The 22,527-nt window shown below is 66.5% G+C and carries 29 protein-coding genes; 25 read left to right on the plus strand and 4 right to left on the minus strand.

Annotation, left to right across the window (positions count from 1 at the left end):
• Together ABIR74_RS05110 and ABIR74_RS05115 are read right to left on the minus strand one after the other, a co-directional pair.
• On the minus strand, positions 1–229 hold a 229-nt coding region (locus ABIR74_RS05110), incomplete at its 3' end, for a hypothetical protein (protein WP_348175595.1).
• Positions 226–1,278, minus strand: a complete 1,053-nt coding sequence (locus ABIR74_RS05115) for a glycosyltransferase family 4 protein (RefSeq protein WP_348175596.1) — start codon at positions 1,276–1,278, stop codon at positions 226–228. The genes ABIR74_RS05110 and ABIR74_RS05115, both read right to left, overlap by 4 nt.
• A gap of 74 nt (positions 1,279–1,352) precedes the next feature.
• Here ABIR74_RS05115 and ABIR74_RS05120 point away from each other — a divergent pair, with 74 nt between their 5' ends.
• On the plus strand, positions 1,353–2,444 hold the full coding sequence (locus ABIR74_RS05120; RefSeq protein WP_348175598.1) for an aminotransferase class V-fold PLP-dependent enzyme: 1,092 nt from the start codon (positions 1,353–1,355) through the stop codon (positions 2,442–2,444).
• 26 nt (positions 2,445–2,470) lie between these two features.
• A complete protein-coding gene (locus ABIR74_RS05125) occupies positions 2,471–2,851 on the plus strand; it encodes a GFA family protein (protein WP_348175599.1) in 381 nt (126 codons plus the stop codon).
• Positions 2,852–2,858: 7 nt separating this feature from the next.
• On the opposite strand, the gene ABIR74_RS05130 is transcribed toward ABIR74_RS05125, so the two are convergent.
• Positions 2,859–3,428, minus strand: a complete 570-nt coding sequence (locus tag ABIR74_RS05130) for an HD domain-containing protein (RefSeq protein ID WP_348175601.1) — start codon at positions 3,426–3,428, stop codon at positions 2,859–2,861.
• Between the two features lie 26 nt (positions 3,429–3,454).
• On the opposite strand from ABIR74_RS05130, the gene murA reads away from it, so the two are divergent.
• The 20 genes from murA to ABIR74_RS05230 all read left to right on the plus strand — a co-directional run bounded on the left by murA (position 3,455) and on the right by ABIR74_RS05230 (position 18,654).
• Complete coding sequence (gene murA / locus ABIR74_RS05135) at positions 3,455–4,735, plus strand: UDP-N-acetylglucosamine 1-carboxyvinyltransferase (RefSeq protein ID WP_348175603.1); 1,281 nt, start codon at positions 3,455–3,457, stop codon at positions 4,733–4,735.
• On the plus strand, positions 4,732–5,205 hold the full coding sequence (locus ABIR74_RS05140; RefSeq protein WP_348175605.1) for a hypothetical protein: 474 nt from the start codon (positions 4,732–4,734) through the stop codon (positions 5,203–5,205). Before murA ends, ABIR74_RS05140 begins: the two co-directional genes overlap by 4 nt.
• A 17-nt stretch (positions 5,206–5,222) precedes the next feature.
• The gene (locus tag ABIR74_RS05145) at positions 5,223–5,606 is read left to right on the plus strand and encodes a Rid family detoxifying hydrolase (RefSeq protein WP_348175607.1); all 384 of its coding nucleotides are present in this window, start codon (positions 5,223–5,225) and stop codon (positions 5,604–5,606) included.
• A gap of 43 nt (positions 5,607–5,649) precedes the next feature.
• A complete protein-coding gene (locus tag ABIR74_RS05150) occupies positions 5,650–7,014 on the plus strand; it encodes an HD domain-containing protein (RefSeq protein WP_348175609.1) in 1,365 nt (454 codons plus the stop codon).
• The gene (locus tag ABIR74_RS05155; protein WP_348175610.1) at positions 7,011–7,604 is read left to right on the plus strand and encodes a YggS family pyridoxal phosphate enzyme; all 594 of its coding nucleotides are present in this window, start codon (positions 7,011–7,013) and stop codon (positions 7,602–7,604) included. The genes ABIR74_RS05150 and ABIR74_RS05155 overlap by 4 nt, the downstream gene beginning before the upstream one ends.
• A 41-nt stretch (positions 7,605–7,645) precedes the next feature.
• Complete coding sequence (sepF, locus tag ABIR74_RS05160) at positions 7,646–8,197, plus strand: cell division protein SepF (RefSeq protein WP_348175612.1); 552 nt, start codon at positions 7,646–7,648, stop codon at positions 8,195–8,197.
• Between the two features lie 138 nt (positions 8,198–8,335).
• The gene (locus ABIR74_RS05165; protein ID WP_348175614.1) at positions 8,336–8,593 is read left to right on the plus strand and encodes a YggT family protein; all 258 of its coding nucleotides are present in this window, start codon (positions 8,336–8,338) and stop codon (positions 8,591–8,593) included.
• Positions 8,594–8,608: 15 nt separating this feature from the next.
• A complete protein-coding gene (locus tag ABIR74_RS05170; protein WP_348175616.1) occupies positions 8,609–9,169 on the plus strand; it encodes a DivIVA domain-containing protein in 561 nt (186 codons plus the stop codon).
• Positions 9,170–9,190: 21 nt separating this feature from the next.
• Positions 9,191–9,493, plus strand: a complete 303-nt coding sequence (locus ABIR74_RS05175; protein WP_348175617.1) for a DUF167 domain-containing protein — start codon at positions 9,191–9,193, stop codon at positions 9,491–9,493.
• Positions 9,490–9,843, plus strand: coding sequence for a TraR/DksA C4-type zinc finger protein (locus tag ABIR74_RS05180; RefSeq protein ID WP_348175619.1), 354 nt, complete (start codon positions 9,490–9,492; stop codon positions 9,841–9,843). Before ABIR74_RS05175 ends, ABIR74_RS05180 begins: the two co-directional genes overlap by 4 nt.
• Positions 9,840–10,433 carry a signal peptidase II gene (gene lspA, locus ABIR74_RS05185; RefSeq protein WP_348175620.1) on the plus strand — a complete coding sequence of 198 codons (594 nt, stop codon included), beginning with the start codon at positions 9,840–9,842 and terminating at the stop codon, positions 10,431–10,433. Before ABIR74_RS05180 ends, lspA begins: the two co-directional genes overlap by 4 nt.
• Positions 10,405–11,301: an RluA family pseudouridine synthase gene (locus tag ABIR74_RS05190; protein WP_348175622.1), complete on the plus strand. Its 897-nt coding sequence runs from the start codon at positions 10,405–10,407 to the stop codon at positions 11,299–11,301. Before lspA ends, ABIR74_RS05190 begins: the two co-directional genes overlap by 29 nt.
• A gap of 156 nt (positions 11,302–11,457) precedes the next feature.
• Complete coding sequence (gene rpsB, locus ABIR74_RS05195) at positions 11,458–12,678, plus strand: 30S ribosomal protein S2 (protein WP_348175624.1); 1,221 nt, start codon at positions 11,458–11,460, stop codon at positions 12,676–12,678.
• Positions 12,679–12,689: 11 nt separating this feature from the next.
• Positions 12,690–13,493 (plus strand): translation elongation factor Ts, encoded by an 804-nt coding sequence (tsf, locus tag ABIR74_RS05200; RefSeq protein WP_348175625.1) that lies wholly within the window; start codon positions 12,690–12,692, stop codon positions 13,491–13,493.
• Between the two features lie 47 nt (positions 13,494–13,540).
• Complete coding sequence (pyrH, locus tag ABIR74_RS05205) at positions 13,541–14,260, plus strand: UMP kinase (RefSeq protein WP_348175642.1); 720 nt, start codon at positions 13,541–13,543, stop codon at positions 14,258–14,260.
• A 10-nt stretch (positions 14,261–14,270) separates the two neighbouring features.
• Positions 14,271–14,825 (plus strand): ribosome recycling factor, encoded by a 555-nt coding sequence (gene frr, locus ABIR74_RS05210; protein ID WP_348175643.1) that lies wholly within the window; start codon positions 14,271–14,273, stop codon positions 14,823–14,825.
• 14 nt (positions 14,826–14,839) lie between these two features.
• Positions 14,840–15,556 carry a polyprenyl diphosphate synthase gene (gene uppS / locus ABIR74_RS05215; protein ID WP_348175627.1) on the plus strand — a complete coding sequence of 239 codons (717 nt, stop codon included), beginning with the start codon at positions 14,840–14,842 and terminating at the stop codon, positions 15,554–15,556.
• Positions 15,553–16,344, plus strand: coding sequence for a phosphatidate cytidylyltransferase (locus ABIR74_RS05220; protein WP_348175629.1), 792 nt, complete (start codon positions 15,553–15,555; stop codon positions 16,342–16,344). Before uppS ends, ABIR74_RS05220 begins: the two co-directional genes overlap by 4 nt.
• Positions 16,345–16,366: 22 nt before the next feature.
• The gene (dxr, locus tag ABIR74_RS05225; protein WP_348175631.1) at positions 16,367–17,449 is read left to right on the plus strand and encodes a 1-deoxy-D-xylulose-5-phosphate reductoisomerase; all 1,083 of its coding nucleotides are present in this window, start codon (positions 16,367–16,369) and stop codon (positions 17,447–17,449) included.
• Complete coding sequence (locus tag ABIR74_RS05230) at positions 17,446–18,654, plus strand: site-2 protease family protein (protein WP_348175632.1); 1,209 nt, start codon at positions 17,446–17,448, stop codon at positions 18,652–18,654. The genes dxr and ABIR74_RS05230 overlap by 4 nt, the downstream gene beginning before the upstream one ends.
• 17 nt (positions 18,655–18,671) lie before the next feature.
• On the opposite strand, the gene aat is transcribed toward ABIR74_RS05230, so the two are convergent.
• Complete coding sequence (gene aat / locus ABIR74_RS05235) at positions 18,672–19,331, minus strand: leucyl/phenylalanyl-tRNA--protein transferase (protein ID WP_348175634.1); 660 nt, start codon at positions 19,329–19,331, stop codon at positions 18,672–18,674.
• Between the two features lie 19 nt (positions 19,332–19,350).
• On the opposite strand from aat, the gene ispG reads away from it, so the two are divergent.
• Genes ispG through ABIR74_RS05250 form a run of 3 tightly spaced genes read left to right on the plus strand, consistent with a single transcriptional unit; the run spans position 19,351 to position 22,498 of the window.
• Positions 19,351–20,484: a flavodoxin-dependent (E)-4-hydroxy-3-methylbut-2-enyl-diphosphate synthase gene (ispG, locus tag ABIR74_RS05240; protein ID WP_348175636.1), complete on the plus strand. Its 1,134-nt coding sequence runs from the start codon at positions 19,351–19,353 to the stop codon at positions 20,482–20,484.
• 35 nt (positions 20,485–20,519) lie between these two features.
• Positions 20,520–22,202 (plus strand): proline--tRNA ligase, encoded by a 1,683-nt coding sequence (locus tag ABIR74_RS05245; RefSeq protein ID WP_348175638.1) that lies wholly within the window; start codon positions 20,520–20,522, stop codon positions 22,200–22,202.
• Positions 22,202–22,498 (plus strand): helix-turn-helix transcriptional regulator, encoded by a 297-nt coding sequence (locus ABIR74_RS05250; protein ID WP_348175640.1) that lies wholly within the window; start codon positions 22,202–22,204, stop codon positions 22,496–22,498. The genes ABIR74_RS05245 and ABIR74_RS05250 overlap by 1 nt, the downstream gene beginning before the upstream one ends.
• Positions 22,499–22,527 lie beyond the last annotated feature (29 nt).

Raw genomic sequence — 22,527 nt, forward strand, 5'->3', positions numbered from 1 at the left:
CGTCGAGCGACCGTGAATACGACTCGCGGATGTCGAGCAGCCTGTCCGCGATCGCGTCAGCCACGAGCTGGTAGTCGCCGTACGCCTCCTCCGAGTTCTCGACGGACGCGGAGTTCCACCCCGATTCTGCCTCGGCTGCCTCGGTCAGGAGATCGGCATCATCAGCTGCGAAGAGATCGAGTTGCCGCTCCACGAGCCCGTGAAAACGCCCCTGGCGCCGGAGCCTCACGCCACCTCCTCGTACAGCGCGATGTGCGCTGCCGCCGCGTTGTCCCACGTGAGCGCGTCACGGGCGCGGGCAGCACCGGCTCGAGCCTCCGCGAGCTCGTCGGCGTCGCTCAGCAGGACCCGAATCGCGCCGCGCAGCCCCTCTACATCTCCTGCGGGTACGACACGGCCCGCGCCGAACGCTCCGACGATCTCGCCCAACCCGCCGACGTCGTAGACCACAGCCGGGACGCCTGCACCGAGAGCCTGCAGGAGCGCGCCTGATTGATCGAGCTCTGCCCGGTAGGGAAAGGCGGCGATCGTGGCAGCGCCAAGCGCGAGCTCGAGATCGGACTGCCCGAGGTATCCGAGCCTCCATTCCGCACGTGACCCAGCTGCCACGCGGAGAGGTTCGAGGTCGATTCGGGGATCTCCGGCAACGAGAAGCCGGGCCCCGGGCACGCCAAGGACGGCTTCGACGGCATCGGGGAGGCCCTTGTACTCGCGTATCACACCGAGAGAGAGCACCGTTTCACCGTCGTCGGTACGTACGGGGGCGCTCCGGAACACAGGGTGGGGGATCACCCGGAGCTTCTCGTCCGGCACACCAAACGCGGCGAGCGTGCGCCGGCCGCGCTCGCTGTGGACGACGATGCGCTCGAAGCGGCCGAAGAGCCGTCGCCACGTTCGCGTATGGCTTGCGGTTCGACGAGGTAGAAGGTCGTGCGCCGTGAAGACGGCCGGAGCTCGGAGGCGCATGAGCCAAGCGTCGACGTCAGGCGAGCCGAGCCATTGCAGATGGGCAACGTCGCATGCCGCGAGCCCGATCCGTGCGAGCGCAAAGGGGTGCTCGAGCGCCTTGACGGCGAGTCGGGCGCGTTCTGTCCCGATTCCGGCCGACACCCGATAGAGGCTGTCGTCGATCGTGTAGCCCGCGGGCTGTGGGACAGCCCCGTATCGGAAGCGGGACGTCAGGAGTCGCACGTCGGCACCTCGGCGTGCGAGCGCCCCTGCGAGCGCATGGTCGTAGGGCGGCGTATAGGCGGGTGGATCAGCGAGAACGACGCGCATCGGCGCCTAGCGTAGAGAAAGGGAGCGGCGATGCGGATCGCGCGGGAGCGCCCGGCGTCGTGCAAGATGGTGCCGTGTCGGACGCGCCCGCAATCACAACGCCCACGGGGTTCGAGGATGCGCGCGCACAGTTCCCTGTGCTCGAGCGGATCGCGTACCTCAACGCCGGTACCTTCGGTCCGCTCGCCCGCGGCACAGTGGAGGCCCTGCAGGGCGAGATAGCACGGGACTTCGAGGACGGTCGAAGCGGCTTGCCGTGCTTCGAGCGCACCATGGCACTGCGCGAGACGGTGCGGGCTGCCCTGGCGGCGCTCGTCGGCGTCGAGGCCGGTCACCTCACGCTGACGAGCAGCACGACGGAGGGCTGCAACATCGTGGTCGGAGGTCTCGAACTGCGGCCCGACGACGAGGTGATCACGACGTCGGAGGAGCATTTCGGCCTTCTTGGGCCGCTTCACGCGTCGGGCGCAAACATCGTCGTCGTCGCGCCGGATGCCGACTCGATCCTCGCGGCAGTCACCCCCCGAACGAAGCTTCTCGCGCTCTCGCATGTGCTCTGGACGACGGGACGCGTGCTTCCGGTGTGCGACCTCCGAGAGGCGACGGGCGTCCCCGTACTCGTCGACGGCGCGCAGTCCGTGGGCGCGATTCCCGTTGAGGCGGCGGGAATGGACTTCCTCACGATCTCGGGGCAGAAGTGGCTATGCGGCCCGGATTCGACGGGTGGGCTGGTCGTCGCCGACCCCGAACGCCTCAGGGTTACCGCGCCGAGCTACTTCGGCCAGGACGGATACGAGCTCGATGGCACCTTCGTGGCGCGGCCAGGAGCTGCGCGCTTCGATCCGGCGTGGATCTCGGCGGCCGCGCTCTCTGGCTTGCTTGCCGCCCTGGCAGAGCGCCCGGCATGGGCCTTCGCCCACGCCGCGACCGTCGCCGACCACTTTCGAGAACAGCTCTCGAGGGTCGTCGAGCTCGTGACGCCGCCCGATCGATCCATGCTCGTCGCCTTCCGGCCCGGTCGTGTGCCTTCTGAAGTCGTTGCAGAACTGCACTTGGCGGGTGTCCACGTGCGGGAGATTCCGGGCTCCGGCCTTATCCGGGCCTCCTGCGGCTGGTGGACGTCGGAAGGGGATCTCGACCGGCTCGTCGCTGTGCTCAACTCGTGAGGGAGGGCGCCTGTCCCTGCGGAGCGGTGCGGTACGTAATCGACGGTCCGGTACGGGACGTGCTCGTCTGCCACTGTGACGCCTGCATCGAGGCGACGGGCGGCCCGTGGGCGGCGTCGGCTGCAACGCGTGAAGATCTCGTGGTTGCCGAGCCTGGTGCCGTCGTCTGGAACAGGGCCCGGATCTCCGAGCACGACGCAAGTCGGGGGTCCTGTCGATCCTGTGGGACGGTGATCTTCTGGGATGCCCCCACTCGGCCGACCGTTTCCTTTGCCGCCAAGACGCTCGGCGACCAGTCACAGCTCGAGGTAGTGGGCCACATCTGGCTCGGCGATCGACCCGTGCCCGCAGGCCCGTCGTATCCCAGGGGACTACCCGCTTTCGTCGCCGTGCCCTGGCGGCGCTGAGCTCCTTCTACGCGGAAGGCACCGGCAGCCCAAGCTCGCCGGCGATCGGCTGCAGCGCGCTGACGACGTTCCCGATGTGCTGGTCGAGTTCGAGCCCGAGGAGCTCGGCGCCCGCGTAGACCTCGTCCCGATGAACTCCCGCAGCGAACGACGGTTGCTTGAGCTTCTTCCGCACCGATTTCGGTTCCAGGCCTTCGAGGCCGGTGGGTCGTACGAGACCGCACGCGTGGATGAACCCCGAGAGCTCGTCGCACGCAAACAACGTTTTCTTGAGCCTCGTGTCGCGCGGCATTGCCAGATGCTCGGCATGGGAGAGGACCGCCTCGATCACGATCTCCGGGTAGCCCTCCTCGCGCAGGATCGGGGCGCCGTCCTGCGGATGCTTGTCGAGTGTCGGGTGAATCTCGTAATCGAAGTCGTGCAGAAGCGCGGTGCAGCCCCACAGCACCTCGTCCTCGCCGAAGTGCCGTGCGTACCATCGTGTGGACGCTTCGACCGCGAGGGCATGCCGGAGCAAGGACTCGCTCGTCGTGTAGCGGGTGAGCGTTGCCCACGCATTGTCTCGGGTGACTTCCACGGCATGGGTACGATAGCGCCCGCCTCATGCAGTCGTTTGTCATCCAGGGCGGTCGCCCGCTCTCCGGCACGATCCGCGCGTCCGGGAACAAGAACGGCGCTCTGCCGATTCTTGCCGCGACCGTGCTCGCCTCCGACGCGGTGACGCTGTCGAACCTTCCTCGCATCCGGGATGTCGAGGTGATGGTCGAGCTCCTCGTCGACCTCGGCGCCGATGCCAGCTGGACGGGGCCGAACGAGGTCCGCGTCGACAGCTCTGGAGTTTCGAAGACGGAGCTCGACCCGGACCTCTGCCGGGAGATTCGCGCGTCGTTCCTCCTTGCGGGGCCTTTGCTCGCGCGGTTCGGGCGGGCGGTCGTGCCGCCTCCGGGCGGCGACGTGATCGGGCGCCGCCGGCTCGACACCCACATTCACGCCTTCGCCGAGCTCGGCGTGACGATGGAGATCAACGGTGCCTACGACCTGCGCGCAGAGAAGCTCGTGGGCAAGCGCATGTACCTCGACGAGGCTTCGGTGATGGGCACCGAGAATGCGATCATGGCCGCCGTGCTGGCCGAGGGCGAAACGATCGTCGGACATGCAGCATGTGAGCCACATATCCAGGATCTCTGTCGATTCCTCGTCAGCATCGGTGCCCAGATCGACGGTATCGGCTCGAACGTCCTCAGGATCCAGGGTGTCGACCGGCTCGGTGGCGGGTCGCACCGCATCGGGCCCGAGCACATCGAGGTGGCGAGCTTCGCCGTCCTCGCAGCGGTAACCGGAGGTGATCTCACGATCGAGGAGGTCGAGCCGGACGATCTGATCGCCATCGTCCCGGCATTCCGGAAGCTCGGTATCGAGTTCGAGGTAGGGCCATCGACCCTTCGCGTGCGTCCGGGGCAGAAGCTCGCGGTCGTGGACGATCTCGGTGGGCAGATCCCGAAGCTGGAGAGCGGTATCTGGCCTGCATTCCCGGCCGATCTCACGTCGATCGCGGTCGTCGCTGCAACCCAGTCCACGGGCACCGTCCTCGTCTTCGAGAAGATGTTCGAGAGTCGGCTGTTCTTCGTCGACAAGCTCGTCTCGATGGGGGCTCGGATCATCCTTTGCGACCCCCACCGAGCCGTCATCACCGGCCCGGCGAAGCTCTTTGGCCAGCGGCTCGAGAGCCCCGATATTCGCGCGGGCATGGCGATGGTGATCGCCTCGCTGTGTGCGGAGGGTCAGTCGAGCATAGGAAACATTCGGCAGATCGATCGAGGCTACGAGCGCATTGACGAACGCCTCCGGGCGCTCGGCGCGGACATCGTGCGCGAGGAGCTGTGAGCGGCGCCCGAATCGCCGCCGGAAGTGGCGAGGCGAACGTCGCAACCGGCGTGCCTCTGCTCGACCACCTGCTCACCGAGTTCGCGGCGGCGGGCCGCTTCGATCTCTCCCTCGAGATCGATCCGGGAGAGCCGGCCGCGGAAGTCGATGCCGCCGGCGGAGCGCTCGGGCTGGCACTTGCACCGCTTCTACGCCACGGGGCGCACGGCACCGGCGTGATGCTCTCGGCGGAGGCCCTCGCGTTGGTTGCCGTCGAGGGATCGGGCCAGGCGCTCGTTGCGTCGAACGCCGACCTCACGGGAGCCGGGGGCCTCGGCACGGATATCGCCGCACGGTTCCTCACGGCTCTCACCGATACGGCGGCGATGACGCTCCACGTCAGATTGATCGAGGGCGAGGACACCGACCATGTACTCGAGGCAATCTTCAAGGCGCTCGGTGTCGCGTGCTCCGAGGCGCTCAACTCCTAGAACATCGGAGGAACACGATGGAAAAGAATGTTATCCGTACCGAGAACGCTCCCGCTCCGTTCCAGGGCGCTCCCTACAGTCAGGCGATTCGAGTCGGGGATCTCGTCTTCGTTGCGGGGCAACTCGGCCTGAAGCCGGGCGAGTCGACGATCGAGGGGGACATCACCGCCCAGACCGAGCAGGTGCTTCGGAACCTCACAGCTATCCTCGACGAGGCAGGCAGCTCGCTCGCCAACCTCGTCAAGACGAGCGTGTTTCTCCAGGATCTCGGCGATTTCGCCGCGATGAACGAGGTGTACGCGCGGTATGTCGGCGATCGACCGCCGGCGCGCTCGACGTTCGAGGTCTCCCGTCTCCCGTCCGGGGCGCTCGTCGAGATCGAGGCAGTCGCACACATCTAGGCTGCGTTGCCCACGGAACCGCCGTCGCGTGCAGAATCATCCTGTGCCGTCCGAGATTCGCTCGTATATCCGCTCGCTTGGAATCGATGCGTACGTCGTCGGCGGCGCTGTGCGCGACGAGCTGCTCGGGCTCCCGCACCACGACGAGGACTTCGTCGTCCCACGAGTCGACCAGTTCGAGTTGAGGTCGTTCCTCGAGCCGCATGGGCGGGTCGAGGACATGGACGTGCACGGGCAGCTCGTCGGCGTTCGCTTCTACCCGAACGATCGCGCGATCAGAGCGCTGGCGCCCGCCGGCATCGAGCTCACCCCGCCGCGAGCGGAGCGCTCAACCGGTCCCGGGCACCAGGATTTCTCCATCGTCAGCGACCCGTCGATCACGCTCGACGAGGACATGGCGCGCAGGGATTTTACGATCAATGCGATGGCGCGTCGTCTAGCCGACGACACCCTTCTCGATCCGTTCGACGGCCAGACCGACCTCGCACGGCGCACGATTCGCACGGTCACCCCCACGAGCTTCGTCGAGGACCCGCTCAGGCTCGTGCGCGCACTTCGCTTCGTCTCACAGCTCGGGTTCGACGTCGAGGGCGAGACACGCGCGCAGATGCACGCGAGTGCGTCAGGCCTCGCTCATGTCTCGGCAGAGCGCATCGGGGGCGGTATCAAGGCGGACGGAATGGGCGAACTTTCCAAGCTTCTCCTTGGCCCCGCACCGCGGAAGGCACTCCTGCTCGCACGCGACACCGGCGTACTCGCACAGATCATCCCCGAGTTCGTTCCCACGATCGGCTATTCCCTCCACAGCACCCGCCAGCCACTCCCGCTCGAGGAGCACATATTCGCAGTCGTGCAGAACGCTGCGGATGCCGGTTCCGGTCTCGAAGTGCGCCTCGCCTGCCTCCTCCATGATCTCGGCAAGGTCGAAGCGGACGCGCGCAACGAAAGTCATGCGCTCCTCGGAGCCCAGATCGCGCTCGTCGTCCTCGCTCGGCTCCGCTACCCGACCGACGTCCAACGGCGCGTGGCTCGAATCGTGGCCGGCCACGCGTTCAAGCTCGACGGCACGATCGACGAGCTTCGTGCGCGACGCTTTCTCGCCGAGCACGGCGAAGCGATCGCGATCGACGTGATAGCCCACAAGCACGCTGACCTGAACGCAAAACCCGTGTCTGCGCCCGAGCACGAAGCGCTTACGAAGCTCGCGTGTCTCGTCGAGCAGGAGCGATCCCAGCCGCACCGGATCGGAGACCTCGTGGTCACCGGCGACGATTTGCTGTCGATCGGATTCGTCGAGGGTCCGCCGCTCGGGCGGACGCTCGCTCTCCTGCTCGACGCAGTCATCACCGACCCGTCCCGGAACGACCGGCAGTGGCTCCTCGATCGCGCGCGAGAGGAGGCGAGGTGAACGCGGCCGCGATCGCCGAGGCCTATCAGGCGATCCGCGCCGAGGCCGGCCCCGACGTCACCGTCGTCGCGGCCACCAAGTACGTCCGCGCGGACGAGATGGGGATCCTGGCCGAGGCCGGCGTCGAGGTCGTCGGCGAGAATCGCGTGCAGGACATGCAACGAAAGCACGAGCTCCACGGCGATTCGTTTCGCTGGCATTTCATCGGCGCGCTGCAGTCCAACAAGGCACGGATCGTCGACTCCCTCTGCGAGCTCGTGCACGCCGTCGAGACCGAATCTACCGCCCGCAGGCTCACGGTTCCCGCGCTCCTCGAGGTCAACCTCTCGGGCGAGGCATCGAAGAGCGGGGTGGAGGAGGCCGAGATCGAGGGGTTCCTGGAGCGACACGCGGGCATCTGCGGACTGATGACGATGCCGCCGTTCAGCGAGAACCCGGAGTCCAGCAGGCCGACGTTCCGGCGGCTCGCGGAGCTCGCCCGGCAACACGGTCTCGTGCGTCTGTCGATGGGCACGTCACAGGATTGGAGGGTGGGCGTCGAGGAAGGCGCGACGCTGATCCGGGTGGGCAGCACGCTGTTTCGCAGCTGACCACACCGCGATCCGGCGTCTGGGATACGATCCTGCCCGTCATGGGCTTCTCGGACGTCTGGAATCGAACGCTCGTCTACTTCGGCATCGCCGAGGACGAGGAGTGGGACGCCCACGACCTCGAGACGCAGGAGGAGCTCGACCGGGAGTACCGATCGAGGTCGACCCGGCAGAACGTCCGGCGCCTCCCACGGCGAAGGGAGCCGGACGGCTGGACGGATGAAAGCTCGAGCGCCGAATCATCCCCTGCAGCTGTTCCGCTGTCGACGCGCTCGCAGCGGCCGACAAGGCTTCGCGCCGCTGACACGGGTAAGTCGAGCGTGCATCTCGTGCTGCCACGGAGCTTCAACGATGCGCAGCAGATTGCGGACAAGTTCAAGGACTCGGTGCCCGTCATCCTCAACCTGCAGAGCGCCGACAACGAACTGTCGAAGCGGCTGATCGACTTCGCGAGCGGCCTCACCTACGCACTCAACGGCAGCATGCAGCGCGTGGCCGACAAGGTCTTTCTCCTCACGCCACGGAACGTCGAGGTCTCGGCGGAAGAGCGAGCTCGCATGCTCGACAAGGGCGGCTTCTTCAATCAGGCCTGAGAGTAGGAAGAGCGTCGCTTCCAGTGCTGCAGCCTGGCTCTGACACACATCTGACGCAGGGATCTCGCTGGCCGTAGCGAAAGCCCGAGCGTGGGCCCCGCCGACACTGTTTTCGCGCTCGCTGACGTTGCATCGACCGTGCAGCAATTCATCACGGTCTTCTTCGACGTCTACATTCTTTTGATCGTGGCCTACGTCCTGACATCGTGGATCCGGATGCCCTACTCGCTGCATCGCGTTCAGCGCTTCCTCGACGATGTCTGCGAGCCGTACATCCGCATCTTTCGGCGCGTTCTGCCGTCGTTCGGGCCGATCGACATCTCGCCCATCGTTGCCATCATCACGCTCGTCGTCGTCCAGCGAGTCCTGGTCGGCGTGATCGAGCGCCTGCAGTAGAAGGAGGAGACCGTCATGCCACTGACACCCGTCGAGATCAGACACATCCAGCTCAAGCGAGGCCTGTTCGGGTACCGCAAGAGCGCCGTCCATCGGATGATGGACGACATCGCCGATAGCTTCGAGGCTGTCTGGCGCGAGCGATCGCAACTCGTAGAGCGCGTCGATGAGCTCGAGACCGAAGTCACGCGGCATGTCGAGCTCGAAGGGCTTCTCCGCTCGACGCTCGTCTCGGCCGAGCGCGCGTCTCAGGAGCTAAGGGAGACTGCGCGCCGGGAGGCTGGCGTGATCGTGGTCGAGGCCAACGCCGAGGCCAGGAAGGTGCTCCGCGACGCGATCAGCGAGAAGGAGCAGGTGATGGGAGACGTCCGACGTGTGCAGGCGCTTCTCCGCTCGGCTCTCGCAGTCGTCGACGAAGGGCACCCGGTCGCCGCAAGGGACGCTCCGAAGGAGCCGACAGCCGAAAGCTCGGCGCCCGCGCCGGGGTGGACCACGTCGACGCCGACGCCACAGCTTCCGCCGGTCTCCGTGCCCCCGCACAGCGACTCCGACGATGTTCGGAAGCTCGCCGGCTAGTCGCCACTATCCTGTCGGGTGATGAGCCACCCGGCCGCAGCGGAACCGATTCGTCTTGCCCTCCGGGTGTCGCCCGGGGGTTCTCGTGCTGCCGTAATTGGTCGCTACGGTAACGCTTGGAAGGTTCGGGTCGTTGCGGCGCCGGAGCGAGGGCGCGCCAACGATTCGGTCGTCGCGCTTCTAGCCTCAACACTTGGCCTCAAGGCCCCGGACGTACGGATCGTCAGCGGCACGACGTCCCGGAACAAGACCGTCGAGCTGACGGGCCTGACACTCGCCGAGGTCGAGAGCCGCTTAACCGACGCACAGGAAGGAGCATCATGACGATCGACCTTGTCACGAGGCGCACCGAGCTCGTCGAACTGCGGGAGCGGATGCTCAACGCAGCCGCTGACCTCGTCGCCGATGACGTGGGCGGCGAGATCAACTCGCCGGCGGGTGATCAACACATCGCAGACCATGCAACGGATCTCGTCGACCGCGAGCTCGATCACTCGCTCGGCGAGAACGCCGAGAATGTCGTTGCGGAGATCGACGCCGCGCTCGCCCGCATCGACGAGGGGACATATGGCGTCTGCGCGAAGTGCGGAGCGTCAATCCCAGAGGAGCGCCTGGACGCAGTCCCGTACGCAATTCTCTGCCTGGACGACAAGCGCTTGCAGGAGCACGGGTGAGCGAGCCTGCTCGCACCGCGCCACCACGACGCGTCGATGTGCGAATCGGCTCGTCGACGAATGCTCTGCAGCCGATCTCGGGCGCCGAACGGCTCGTCGGGGCGGGGGGCGCCCAGTGGATCGCGCTCGCCGTGATCGCCGGCACGGCGGTTGTGGCGGATCAGCTGACGAAGGCCGTGGTCGTCGCGCAGCTGCCGCTTGGCGACACGGCCGCGACGATTGGGCCGTTCAGCATCCATCACGTTCAGAACACGGGAATCGCATTCGGTCTCTTTGCGGAATCGACTTCCGCGGTCATCGCTCTCACCGCCATAGCCGTCGGCGCGATGCTCGTGTTCTTCGCGCGGACGGCCCGACGCCATCCGCTCGTGTCGATCGCCCTCGGCCTCGTCATCGGCGGCAGTGTCGCGAACTTGCTCGACCGCGTTCGCCTCGGGCACGTCACGGACTTCCTCGATTTCGCCTACTGGCCGGCGTTCAACCTCGCCGATTCGTTCATCGTCGTCGGCGTCGGGCTGCTCTTCGCCTCGTTCGTTGCGGCCGACAAGGCAAGCCCCCGCGTTGGCACGGCTCCGCTTTCACGTTCTTGAACTACAGGCTGGTGCGCGGCTCGATCGCGTCGTCGCCGCACGCCCGCAGGTCGAGTCGAGGGCATTCGCCGAGCGCCTGATCGCCGGCGGCCTCGTTCTCGTGGACGGGGAGGTCAGGGGGAAGAGCTTTCGTCTCGAAGGGGGAGAGGAGATCACCGTCCAGATCCCTGCGGTCGAACCACTTCGCGGTGAGTCGCTCGACATCGAAATCGTCTGGGAGGACGAGCACCTACTCGTCGTCGACAAGCCCGCAGGGCTCGTCGTCCATCCGGCAGGGTCGACTCGGACGGGAACACTCGTCCAGGGCTTGATCGAGCATGGCGCCGAGGGAGGCGACGATGACGATCGCCCCGGCATCGTGCACCGGCTCGATCGGGACACCTCGGGCCTCCTCATCGTCGCGCGGTCGTCCGAGGCCTTCGACCTCCTGCAGGAGATGATCCGCAAGCGCGAGGTCGAGCGCACGTACGCGGCGCTCGTCCGTGGCGCGCCCGCGTCGATGTCGGGACGCATAGAGGCCCCAATCGGCCGCGACAGGCGCAATCGCAGTCGGCACTCCCTCGATACGCCGACGCCGCGCGAGGCGGTGACGTGGTTCGAGGTCCGGGAGACGCTGCGTGCGCACACCCTCCTCGACGTCAGGCTCGAAACGGGGCGCACACACCAGATCCGGGTGCATCTCGAGGCGATCGACCTGCCCGTCAGCGGAGATCCGGTTTACGGCATCGCGGGCGACCTCGGCCTCGAGCGGCAGTTTCTGCACGCCAGACGCCTCGTCTTCGAGCATCCTTCGACGGGAGAGGCGATCGACATCGCGTCTGAGCTTCCAGCCGACCTCGCGTCGGCGCTCGACATCGCACGGCGCTAGCGGCACGCCGCTCTCGGCTACCATTCCGGCTCACGTTCCAACTACCCGGCGATCAGCGTCAGGGCGGTGGTGCCGTGGCTCCGCGATGGGGGCCCGGTTCCGTCACGGCCCGTCGGAGCACGACTTCCGAAACCACACTGAAAGGGGCTGGTCCCGTTGGCAGTTGTCTCCATGAAGGAGCTACTGGAGGCTGGAGTTCACTTCGGCCATCAGACACGTCGCTGGAACCCGAAGATGAAGCGTTTCATCTTCACGGAGCGCGGCGGTATCTACATCATCGACCTGCAGCAGACGCAGCAGCTCGTCGAGGACGCGTACGACTTCGCACGTAACATCGCCGAGCGCGGCGGCACGATCCTGTTCGTCGGCACGAAGAAGCAGGCGCAGGACGCCGTGCGCACCGAGGCCACCCGCGTCGGCATGCCGTTCGTCGCCAATCGGTGGCTTGGGGGCCTGCTCACGAACTGGCGCACGATCCAGGATCGCATCGCCTACCTGCACGACCTGCGTAGGCTCAAGAATGACGGGCAGCTAGCGCTGCTGCCCGCGAAGGAGCGAATCACGATGGAGGCCGAGCTCGAGAAGCTCGAGGCCAACCTCGGCGGCGTCGCTGACATGAAGCGTCAGCCGGACGCGATCTTCATCGTCGACCTCAAGAAGGAGGCGCTCGCCGTGCGTGAGGCACAGCGCCTTCATCTGCCGGTGATCGCGATCGTCGACACCAACTGCGATCCCGACGAGGCACAGTTCGTCATCCCGGGCAACGACGACGCGATTCGTTCGTGCTCGCTCATCGTCCGCGCGCTTGCAGACGGCATCGCTGCCGGTCAGAGCAAGGTGTCCGAGAAGGACTTTGCCGCCAAGGCGGCTGCAGCCGAAACAGCCGCAGCCACGGAGGCAGCGGAGGCAGCAGCGGCAGCGGCGGCGGAGCCCACCGAGCCCATGGCTGAGGAGTCGAGGGCACCCGCGCAGACCGGGGAGATCATCGAGATCGAGGGCATCGGGCCTGCCTTTGCCGACAAGCTGGGAGCCGCTGGCGTTGCGACGATCGACGCGCTGCTCGAGAAGGGGGCGACGCCCGAAGGGCGCTCAACCCTCGTCGAGGAGACGGGAATCGACGCCGTGCGCGTCCTTCGCTGGGTCAACCACGCGGACCTCATCCGGGTCGTCGGCGTCGACCCACAGTTCGCCGAGTTGCTCGAGGCCGCAGGAGTCGACTCCGTGCCCGAGCTCGCACAACGCAATGTCGACAACCTCGTCACGGGGCTCGCCGAGACGAACGAGGCTCGACACCTCGTCGGTCGCGTACCGAGCGCGGATGAGGTAGCCGACTGGATCGAGCAGGCGAAGGCGCTTCCGCGCATCGTCGCTCACTGAGAGGAGACAGCGTGACCGAGATCAGTGCGGGCCTCGTCAAGGAGCTCAGAGAGCTCACGGGCGCTGGCATGATGGATTGCAAGCGAGCGCTCCAGGACACGGACGGTGACCTCGAGGCCGCCCGCACGTTGCTGCGCGAAAAGGGAATGGCTCAGGCAGGCAAGCGTGCCGACCGGCAGACGACCGAGGGTATCGTCGGTGTGATCATCGACGGTGGCATTGGCTCGATCGTCGGGGTCGGCTGCGAGACCGAGCCGGTGTCGAAGAACGAGGAGTTCCAGGCATTCGCCGAGCGCGTGCTGCAAGCTGTGCAGGCAGACGGCGTGCGCGCCGTCGAGTCGTTCGACGAGGATCGCATGGGCCTCATGGGGAAGCTCGGCGAGAACATCGTCGTTGTCGGCGCAGAGCGGTACTCGGATGCAACGACGATCGCAGCGTACGTCCATCCGCCGGCGAACAAGATCGGCGTCCTCGTGGAGCTCGACGGCGGCAGCGAGGCGCTCGCCCGGCAGCTCGCCATGCATATCTCGTTCGCGGCGCCCGAGTGGGCGACACGCGACGACGTTCCGACAGAGGCGATCGAGGCAGAGCGTCAGGTGTACCTCAACTCGGATGAGCTCCTCTCCAAGCCGGAGGCCGCTCGTGGGAAGATCGTGGACGGCATGCTCGGCAAGCGCTTCTTCGCGGCGTCACCCGGCGGTGTCCTCGCCGATCAGGCGTGGATCCACGATCAGTCGGCGACCGTCGGCTCGGCTCTCGCCGCAGCCGGTGCGACGCTGAAGGGCTTCAAGCGGATCTCGGTCGCCGGGTCGTGAGCGCACCGGCCGACGACACGGTGGCTCGTGCGCGTGTCGGCGAGGCTGTGCCCTTTCGGCGGGTCATCCTGAAGCTCTCGGGCGAGAGCCTGATGGGGGACCGAGGCTACGGCGTCGATCCGAAGACCGTGACCGCGGTGGCCCGCGAGGTCGTCGCCGTGCGCAAGGCCGGAACCGAGCTCGCGATCGTCGTCGGGGGAGGGAATTTCTACCGGGGCATGGCCGCCGCCGCGGAGGGGATGGAGCGCGCGACAGCGGACTATGCGGGCATGCTCGCGACCCTTCTGAACGCCCTTGCCCTCCAGGATGCTCTCGAGAAGCTCGGAGCCCAGACGCGGGTGCAGTCTGCGATCGCAGTCTCGGAGGTCGCCGAACCGTATATTCGGCGACGCGCGATGCGTCACCTGGAGAAGGACCGTGTCGTCATCTTCGCCGCCGGCACCGGCAACCCGTTTTTCACGACGGACACCGCAGCAGCGCTGCGGGCGCTCGAGATCGGCGCCGAGGCGATCCTGATGGCCAAGAACGGCGTCCAGGGCGTTTACGACGGCGACCCACGAACCGACGCGAGCGCACAGTTCCTTCCCGAGATCACGCATCTCGAGGCGATCGAGCGCGGCCTCAAGGTGATGGACACGACTGCGCTCTCGCTGTGCATGGACAATCGCGTGCCGATTCACGTCTTCGAGCTCGCCGAGGGAAACATCGTGCGCGTTGCCTCGGGGGAGCGAATCGGCACGATCGTTGCGACCCCGGAGGAGGCCTGACATGACCGCGATCGAGGATTTTCTCGCCGACTGCGAGCTGCGAATGGACAAGTCGATCGGCGCGACTCGCGTCGAGTTCAACAGCGTCCGTACCGGACGGGCGTCGGCTGCGCTGCTCGACCGGATCACGATCGACTACTACGGGACACCGACTCCGCTGAGCAACATGGCGACTATCTCGGCGCCCGAAGCGCGACTCCTCTCGATCCAGCCGTACGACGCGACGCAGATCAAGGCGATCGAGAAGGCGATTCAGGAGTCCGACCTCGGGTTGATGCCTTCGAACGACGGCAAGATGATTCGACTTCCGATTCCCTCTCTCACCGAGGAGCGGCGCAAGGAGCTCGTGAAGGTCGTTCGCCGTTACGCCGAGGAGGGCAAGATTGCAATCCGGAACGTGCGTCGCGACGTGATGAAGCATCTCGAGGAGCTCGTCAAGGACGGCGCCGTTGGAGATGACGAGGAGCGGCGCGCCGAAGCGCAGGTGCAGAAGCTCACGGACGACCACGTGAAGAAGCTGGACGACCTTCTGAAGCACAAAGAGGCCGAGATCATGGAGGTCTAGAACCTCCCCAGCCCGTGAGCGACACAGTCGAGAACAGCCACCGTGAGGCGCAGGCGCGGACCGTCGCGATCATCATGGACGGCAACGGCCGCTGGGCCTCGGGCAAAGGATTGCCGCTCGAGGCGGGGCACCGGGAGGGCACGAGGGCGCTCCGCCGCACTGTCGAGGCGGCGATCGACGAGGGTGTCCGCGCACTGGTCGTCTATGCCTTCTCGACCGAGAACTGGACGCGGCCCGCGGACGAGGTTTCCACCCTGATGGTGATCCTCGACGAGACGATTGCGGGCGAGCTCCCCGATCTGGCGCGGCAAGGTGTCCGGACACGGTTTCTCGGGCGCCGTGACCGGGTGCCCCCGCACACGCGCGAGTCGATGGATGCCCTCGAGCTCTCGACGGCGGAGCGTGCCACGCTCGATCTCTGGATAGCCTTCGACTACGGCGGGCGCGCCGAGATCGTCGATGCAGCCCGTAGCTGCGTCGCAGACGGCCTGGCGCCCGCCGACGTCGACGAGGCGGCGATCGCGGCTCGGCTGAACGCACCCGAGTTGCCCGAGATCGACCTCCTCATCCGCACATCCGGCGAGTTCCGCATCTCGAACTTCATGCTCTGGGAGACGGCGTACGCCGAGTTCGTGTTTACCGAGACCCTCTGGCCCGACTTCGATGCTGACGATCTGCGAGCGGCTCTTGCGGCGTTCTCCTCACGCGACCGGAGGTTCGGCGGCCGATGAGCCCGCTCATGTCGCGCATCGGAGTGGCGCTCATCCTGTTGCCGCTCGTTCTCGGCCTCGTCTGGCTCGGCGGCTGGTGGCTGTTCGCTCTGGCAGCGGTCGGCGGCCTCGTGGCGCTCCACGAGCTCTACACCATGGGCCGTGGCCTTCGTCCGATCGTGCTCGGGGGCTACGTCGGGCTACTCATGACGATCGTCGGGGCCGAGACCGGGAACATCGCGTGGGTCGTCGGAGGGATGTTCGCGACCATCCTCGTCGCGTTCGTGATCTTCGGATTCTCGGACGCGCGGCCGTCCGCTACCGCAGCGATCTCTCTGACCCTGCTCGGCGTCGTCTGGATCGGAGGTGGGATCTCCGCGCTGATGTTGCTGCGCGATATCCCGGAGAACGGCCGCCTCGTCATTTTCACGGTATTGATCGCGGTCTTTGCGGACGACACCGCCGCCTACGTCGTCGGTCGGTCGATCGGTCGTCACAAGATGGCTCCCAGGATCTCGCCCGGCAAGTCCTGGGAGGGCTTTGTCGGCGGAACGATCGCCGCAATGGCGGTCGCGTTCTTCGCGATGTACGACCAGGGCTTTCTCACCGACTTCGAGGCGTTGGCGCTCGGTGCTGCCGTCGCGCTCTCGTCCACGCTCGGCGACCTCTTCGAGTCGGCGATCAAGCGCGATCTCGGCGTCAAGGACTCCGGTCGGATCCTCGCGGCTCACGGCGGCGTCCTCGATCGGGTCGATTCGCTGCTCTGGGCCGGCCCAGCGGCCTTCTACGTCGTTCTCGCGCTGACGTGACCCGCTCCGCGACTGGCACGCTATGCCAGTGAGGCGCGTCGCTCTGCTTGGTGCAACCGGCTCGATCGGCCGTCAGGCGATCGAGATCATCTCGTCTCGGGCAGAGCTCGAGTTGTGCGCGATCATGTCCGGCTCCCAGCCGATCGCCGCCCTCGGTCTCGAGCACGGTGTCTCGCACGTGCAGGTCGGCGGATCGGCCGTTTCGCTTCTCGACGCGTGTGAACCTGACGTCGTGCTCAACGCGATTGTCGGGTTCGCTGGCGTCGATGCGACCCTCTGGGCGCTCGAGAACGGTGTCACGCTCGCGCTCGCGAACAAGGAGAGCCTCGTGGCCGCCGGCGAGCTCGCCGTTGCGGCCCACCGACGAGGTGGAGGACTTCTGCTGCCAGTCGACAGCGAGCACTCCGCGCTCTTCCAGTGCCTCGAAGGGCGGGCGCCGGACTCGATCGAGTCGCTCGTGCTCACCGCATCGGGCGGTCCGTTTCGTGGCCGAACGACGGAGGAGCTCGCGAGCGTCACCATTGCGGATGCGCTTGCACATCCAACCTGGTCGATGGGACGAAAGATCAGTGTGGACTCTGCGACTCTCGCGAACAAGGGACTCGAGCTGATCGAGGCACACTGGCTCTTCGGCGTTCCGTACGCGTCGATCGAGGTGGTCGTGCATCCCACTTCGATCGTGCACTCGCTCGTGCGGTTTCGCGACGGCGCGCTGCTCGCACACCTCGGGACGCCGGACATGAGGGTTCCCATCTCGTTTGCGCTCGGCTATCCCGACCGTCCGGCCGTCGCCACTGCCCGGCTCGACCTCGCTCAGGGGCTCGACCTTCGATTCGAAGCGGTTGACGAGAGGACGTTTCCTTTGCTTCCTCTTGCCCGCGCCGCGGGCGAGCAGGGAGGCACCGCGCCGTGCGCTTACAACGCAGCGAACGAGGTTGCGGTCGAGGCATTCCTCGACGGGCGAATCGGCTTCCTCGAGATCGCTGACACGGTCGCAGCCGCGCTCGATCAGGTCGATGGGTCGCCGGCGCGGGATCTCGACGACCTGGTAGCGGCCGACGCCGAGGCCCGCAGCATCGCGCAGCGGAGGCTCGTTCCCGCGTGACGATCTTCATCTCCATCGTCGGGCTCGGCTTCCTGATCTTCATCCACGAGCTCGGGCACTTCTCAGCGTCGCTAGCGCTCGGCATGCGGCCGCGGAAGTTCTACGTCGGCTTCCCCCCGGCGATTGTCAAGCGCACGCGCAAGGGCATCGAGTACGGCATCGGGATGGTCCCTCTCGGCGGCTTCGTGAAGATCCCCGGGATGCATCGGCCCGCACCGAGCGATGTCGACCACGCGCTTGGTAGAGCCGTGGCAGACGCGCCGGGGCTCGAGAGGCCGACGGATCGACTCCGGCGCGCACTCGCAGCGGGCGATCACGATGAGGCACGAGCGGCACTCATAGAGCTCGAGGCCACTGCCGACGGAATGGATCTGAGCGAGCCAACGAGGCTCGAGGTCGAGAAGGCCGGAACCGACCTCGGAGACAGTCTTGGTCCCGATGCCTACTGGCGTGCCGCGACTTGGCGACGGGTTCTCGTCATCTTCGCCGGGCCCGCGGCGAACATCCTGCTCGCGATCGTGATCTTTGCGGCGCTGTACATGACGACGGGTGGCAAGGCGACAACCACGGTCGAGGGCGTCCGGTCGGACAGCGCCGCGGCTGCGATAGGGATCCTCGCCGGCGATCGGATCCTCTCGATCAACGGCGTGGCCATGACCGGCTCGCTGATACCGCGGACCATTGCCGGATCGGACGGAAAGCCACTCACGGTCGTCGTCATGCGTGATGGCTCGAAGGTGACGCTCGGCCCTCGGTCGGCCGACAACGACGCAGGCGTGTATCGACTCGGCTTCATGCTTGCAGGCGCGGGGCTCTCCCCGCCCGAGGCCGCACGCGAGTCGCTCGTCACCACGGGCCGCGTTTCGCAGGGTATCTTCACCTCCCTCGGTCGCCTCGTCACCGGTGAGGGCCGCGAGGATATTTCGAGTCCCGTGGGCATTGTGCAGGGCTCGTCTGACGCAGCAAAGCAGTCGACCAACAGCTTCCTCTGGGTTCTCGGACTGATCTCTCTCTCGATCGCACTGCTGAACCTCCTGCCGTTTCTGCCGCTCGACGGGGGCCACATCGTCTTTGCGGTCGTCGAGGGGATCAGCGGGAAGACCGTCTCGCGCGGCATCTACGAACGCGTGTCCATGGTCGGCATCGTGCTCGTGCTGCTGCTGTTCGTGATCGGCCTGACGAACGACATCGGCCGACTGTCGTAATCGAGTCGGAGGCCCGTTCAGCTGGCTGCGAACGCATCCGCAAGCGGGAGAGCTCCATCGAGCAGCCTGTGGTACTCGGCCCGGGCGACCTCGACTGCCCCGAGTGAGCGAAGGTGCGGCGTCGACCATTGCACGTCGAGAATTCTCGGACCACCACACGCTGCGAGGTGCAGGACAAGGGCCAGCACGGCGGCCTTCGACGCGCCGGAGCGGTGGTGAAACTTCGACTCGGCCGCGAACAACCCGCCGCTGCCAATGCCGTAAAGGCCCCCTGCGAGACCCTCGTCGTCCCACGCTTCGATCGAGTGCACCCAGCCGAGCTGATGAAGCTCGGTGTACGCCTCCTTGAACGAGCGGTCGATCCAGCCGTGTGGCCGTGCCGGATCCGCACAACCCTCGAGCACCTCGGCAAAGGCCGCATCTACCCTGATCTCGTACGGTCGCGCCGCCCGACGAAGTGAGCGAGTCGGCCGGAAGCCCTCGACGTGGATCACCGCGCGCCGGGGCGGCGACCACCAGACGAGCTCGTCGTCGACGCGCATCGGGAAGATCCCCGCCCGGTACGCGTTGAGGATCGTTCCGGGTTCGAGATCGGCACCGTGCGCCCACGCATCGTGGGGGTGATCGTCGGGCGGACGCGTCAGCGCCCATGGAGTGGGAGGGGGCTCGATCGGCATGTCTCTACACTTTGTCTCAATGGGAAGTCTTGCTCAGATCCGCGTCGGCGGCGTCACGATCGGTGGCGGCGCTCCTGTCGTCGTCCAGTCGATGACTCTGACCAAGACGCACGATGTCGAGGCGACGACCGCGCAGATCGCAGCGCTCGCCTCCGCAGGGTGCGAGGTCGTCCGCTGCGCTGTACCGAAGATCGAGGACGCGAATGGGCTCGCGAAGATCGTCCGCCTGTCACCGATTCCTGTCATCGCCGACATCCACTTCAATGCCTCGCTCGCGCTCCGTGCCATCGACGCCGGCGTCGCGGCCGTCAGGATCAACCCGGGCAACATCGGCGGAGAGGACAAGGTCGAGCTCGTCGTCAAGGCAGCCAAGAAGGCAGGCGTCGCGATGCGCATCGGAGCGAACTCCGGCTCCCTGCCGGCGCACCTGGCCGGGCTTGCTCAGCGCGACCAGGCAGAGGCGCTCGTCGAGGCGGCCCTCGAGGAGGTCGCGATTCTCGAGCGCCTCGACTACCGGGATTTCAAGATCTCGGTCAAGGCGACACACGTACCGACCATGATCCGCGCCTACCGGATGCTCGCGGCGAAGGTTCCGTATCCGTTGCACCTCGGCGTCACCGAGGCCGGTACGCCCTTCGCAGGCGCGATCAAGAGCGCAATCGGCATCGGCTCCCTGCTCGCCGACGGTATCGGTGACACGTTCCGGGTCTCCCTGACCGCCGACCCGGTCAAGGAAGTCGAGGTCGCGTGGGAGATCCTGAAGGCGCTCGGGTTGCGCGAGCGCGGCCCGGTGATGATCGCGTGCCCGTCGTGCGGGCGCGACAACGTCGGCGTCGAGAACCTCGCTGTCGTCGTCGAGGAGCGCCTCAAGGCGTACCCGGAGGCGTTCGAGGTCGCCGTCATGGGGTGTGCCGTGAATGGGCCAGGGGAAGCAGGTGATGCCGACTTCGGCATTGCGGGTGGTCGCGATGTCGGCTTTCTCTACGCGCACGGCCGGGTGCTCAAGAAGGTGTCATCCGACATCCTGATCGACGAGCTGTTCCATGAGATCGACCGCTGGATCGAGGACGGGATGCAGCGACCGAAGCGGTTGAAGATGGCGAAGCCGGCGGCCCTCGCGATGGCCGAGGCCTCGCTGATTCCCCTCGACTGAAGTCGACGTTGCCAGGTTCGGTAACCTGAAGCCGTATGGTCAGGCGCCAGACAGAGCTCTTTCTACCCACGCTGCGTGACGATCCCGCCGACGCAGACGCAACCTCCCATAAGCTTCTCGTTCGCGCCGGGATGATCCGCCAGGTCAGTGCCGGGCTGTGGAGTTACCTCCCGGCCGGCTGGCGCGTTCACGAGAAAGTCGTTCAGATCATCCGCGAGGAGATGGACGCAATCGGCGGTCAGGAGATGTCGATGCCCGTCATCGCTCCCGCCGAGCTCTGGGAGAAGACCGGGCGCTACTCGGTGCCCGAGCTGTTCAGATTCTCCGACCGCGCGGGACGTCCGTTCGTGCTGTCGATGACGCATGAGGAGACGGTGACCTTTCACTTCTCAGAGCTCGGGTCCTACCGCGATCTGCCGAAGACGCTCTACCACTTCCAGACGAAGGGCCGTGACGAACCCCGGCCCCGCGGTGGTCTGCTGCGTGTGCGCGAGTTCGTGATGAAGGACGCGTACTCGTTCGATCGCGACGAAGCCGGGCTCGACGTCAGCTTCCAGAAGCATGCCGGTGCGTACGAGCGGATTTTCGAGCGCTGCGGCATCGAGGCCGTCGCGGTGCAGGCCGAGTCGGGGATGATGGGCGGTAGCGAGTCGATCGACTATCTCGCGCCCTCCGGCTCGGGGGAGAACACGCTCGTCACCTGCGAGAACGGCGACTACGCTGCCGATCTCGAGGTGGCACGTGGCGTGCCCCGAGCTCCGACGTTTCCGGCGTCTCTCGAGAGCCCTGTGGAAGTTGCAACGCCGGGTGTGACCACGATCGACGCCCTTGCCGAGTTCCTCGGGATCGATCCGGCCGCGACGTCGAAAGCGATGCCCGTGATGGCCGATGACGGCCGACTGATTCTCGGGCTCATTCGCGGGGATGACCGGCTCGAGGAGGCAAAGCTCGCTGCTGCACTCGGCGGCGCGTTCCGCCCTGCGACCGAGGACGAGATCAGAGCGGCATTCGGGGCCGACCCGGGGTCGCTCGGGCCCGTCGGCTTCAAGGGAGAGATCGTCGCCGATGAGGCGCTCCGCAGCGGTCAGTTCGTCGTAGGCGCAAACCGCACCGGCTGGCACTTGCAGGGCGTGGAGCATGGCCGCGACTTCTCGGCGCGCTTCGCAGACATCAGGCAGTCGATCGACGGCGACGGTTGCCCGAACTGCGGCGGCCGGCTGACCTTCCAGACGGCAATCGAGGTCGGGCACATCTTCAAGCTCGGCAAACGATATTCGGAGCCGCTCAAGGCTACGTTCCTGGACGATGACGGGGTCGAGCAGACGGTGCTGATGGGGTGTTACGGCATCGGCCCGGGTCGGATCATGGCGACGGCGGTCGAGCAGCGTCACGACGAGCATGGGATCTCGTGGCCCCGCTCGATAGCACCATATGACGCGCATGTGCTCTCCCTCCACGGCACGGCGCCAGAGGTGCTCGTCGCAGCCGTCGAGGTCGCCGAACTGTTGGCCTCGACGGGTCTCGAGGTCTTGCTGGACGACCGGGCGCAGCGCCCGGGCGAGAAGTTCGCCGACGCGGATCTGCTCGGCGTGCCGATCAGGGTCACGGTCGGCAAGAAGACACTGGACGACGGGGCAGTCGACGTTCGCATTCGGGCGACCGGTGCCGACGATCGCGTCCCGCGTGAAACCGTTCTCACCTGGATAGAGGAGCTCTAGTGGCAAAGCGTCGCGCATACTCGGACGATGGTCTCGGCGTCACGATGGAACGCCTGATGACGGAGACCGGCCTGACGTACCGGGCGCTGGCCGAGAAGACGGATCTCTCGGCCGGCTATCTCAATCACATCGTGCACGGCAACCGGCCCGTGCCGTCAAACGACGTGCTCGCGCGTCTCGCCGACGCGTTCGGCGTCAAGCCCGAGCATTTCCGTGAGTACCGCATCCGTGTGATCACCGACAAGCTCGAGCAGATGCCCGATCTCGTCGACCGGCTGTACAAGAGGCTCGGCTAGCTGCTCTCGACCGGGCACGCTGATCGCGC

The organism is Gaiella sp. (assembly GCF_039915195.1).
Lineage (GTDB): Bacteria > Actinomycetota > Thermoleophilia > Gaiellales > Gaiellaceae > Gaiella.

Excerpts from the sequence above, each read along its gene's own strand:
- ABIR74_RS05245 (WP_348175638.1), top strand. The coding sequence starts at position 20,520 with ATGGTCAGGCGCCAGACAGAGCTCTTTCTACCCACGCTGCGTGACGAT.
- ABIR74_RS05175 (WP_348175617.1), top strand. The coding sequence starts at position 9,191 with ATGAGCCACCCGGCCGCAGCGGAACCGATTCGTCTTGCCCTCCGGGTG.
- aat (WP_348175634.1), bottom strand. The coding sequence starts at position 19,331 with ATGCCGATCGAGCCCCCTCCCACTCCATGGGCGCTGACGCGTCCGCCC.
- ABIR74_RS05115 (WP_348175596.1), bottom strand. The coding sequence starts at position 1,278 with ATGCGCGTCGTTCTCGCTGATCCACCCGCCTATACGCCGCCCTACGAC.
- ispG (WP_348175636.1), top strand. The coding sequence starts at position 19,351 with ATGGGAAGTCTTGCTCAGATCCGCGTCGGCGGCGTCACGATCGGTGGC.
- murA (WP_348175603.1), top strand. The coding sequence starts at position 3,455 with ATGCAGTCGTTTGTCATCCAGGGCGGTCGCCCGCTCTCCGGCACGATC.
- sepF (WP_348175612.1), top strand. The coding sequence starts at position 7,646 with ATGGGCTTCTCGGACGTCTGGAATCGAACGCTCGTCTACTTCGGCATC.
- ABIR74_RS05145 (WP_348175607.1), top strand. The coding sequence starts at position 5,223 with ATGGAAAAGAATGTTATCCGTACCGAGAACGCTCCCGCTCCGTTCCAG.
- dxr (WP_348175631.1), top strand. The coding sequence starts at position 16,367 with ATGCCAGTGAGGCGCGTCGCTCTGCTTGGTGCAACCGGCTCGATCGGC.
- ABIR74_RS05170 (WP_348175616.1), top strand. The coding sequence starts at position 8,609 with ATGCCACTGACACCCGTCGAGATCAGACACATCCAGCTCAAGCGAGGC.
- ABIR74_RS05180 (WP_348175619.1), top strand. The coding sequence starts at position 9,490 with ATGACGATCGACCTTGTCACGAGGCGCACCGAGCTCGTCGAACTGCGG.
- ABIR74_RS05220 (WP_348175629.1), top strand. The coding sequence starts at position 15,553 with ATGAGCCCGCTCATGTCGCGCATCGGAGTGGCGCTCATCCTGTTGCCG.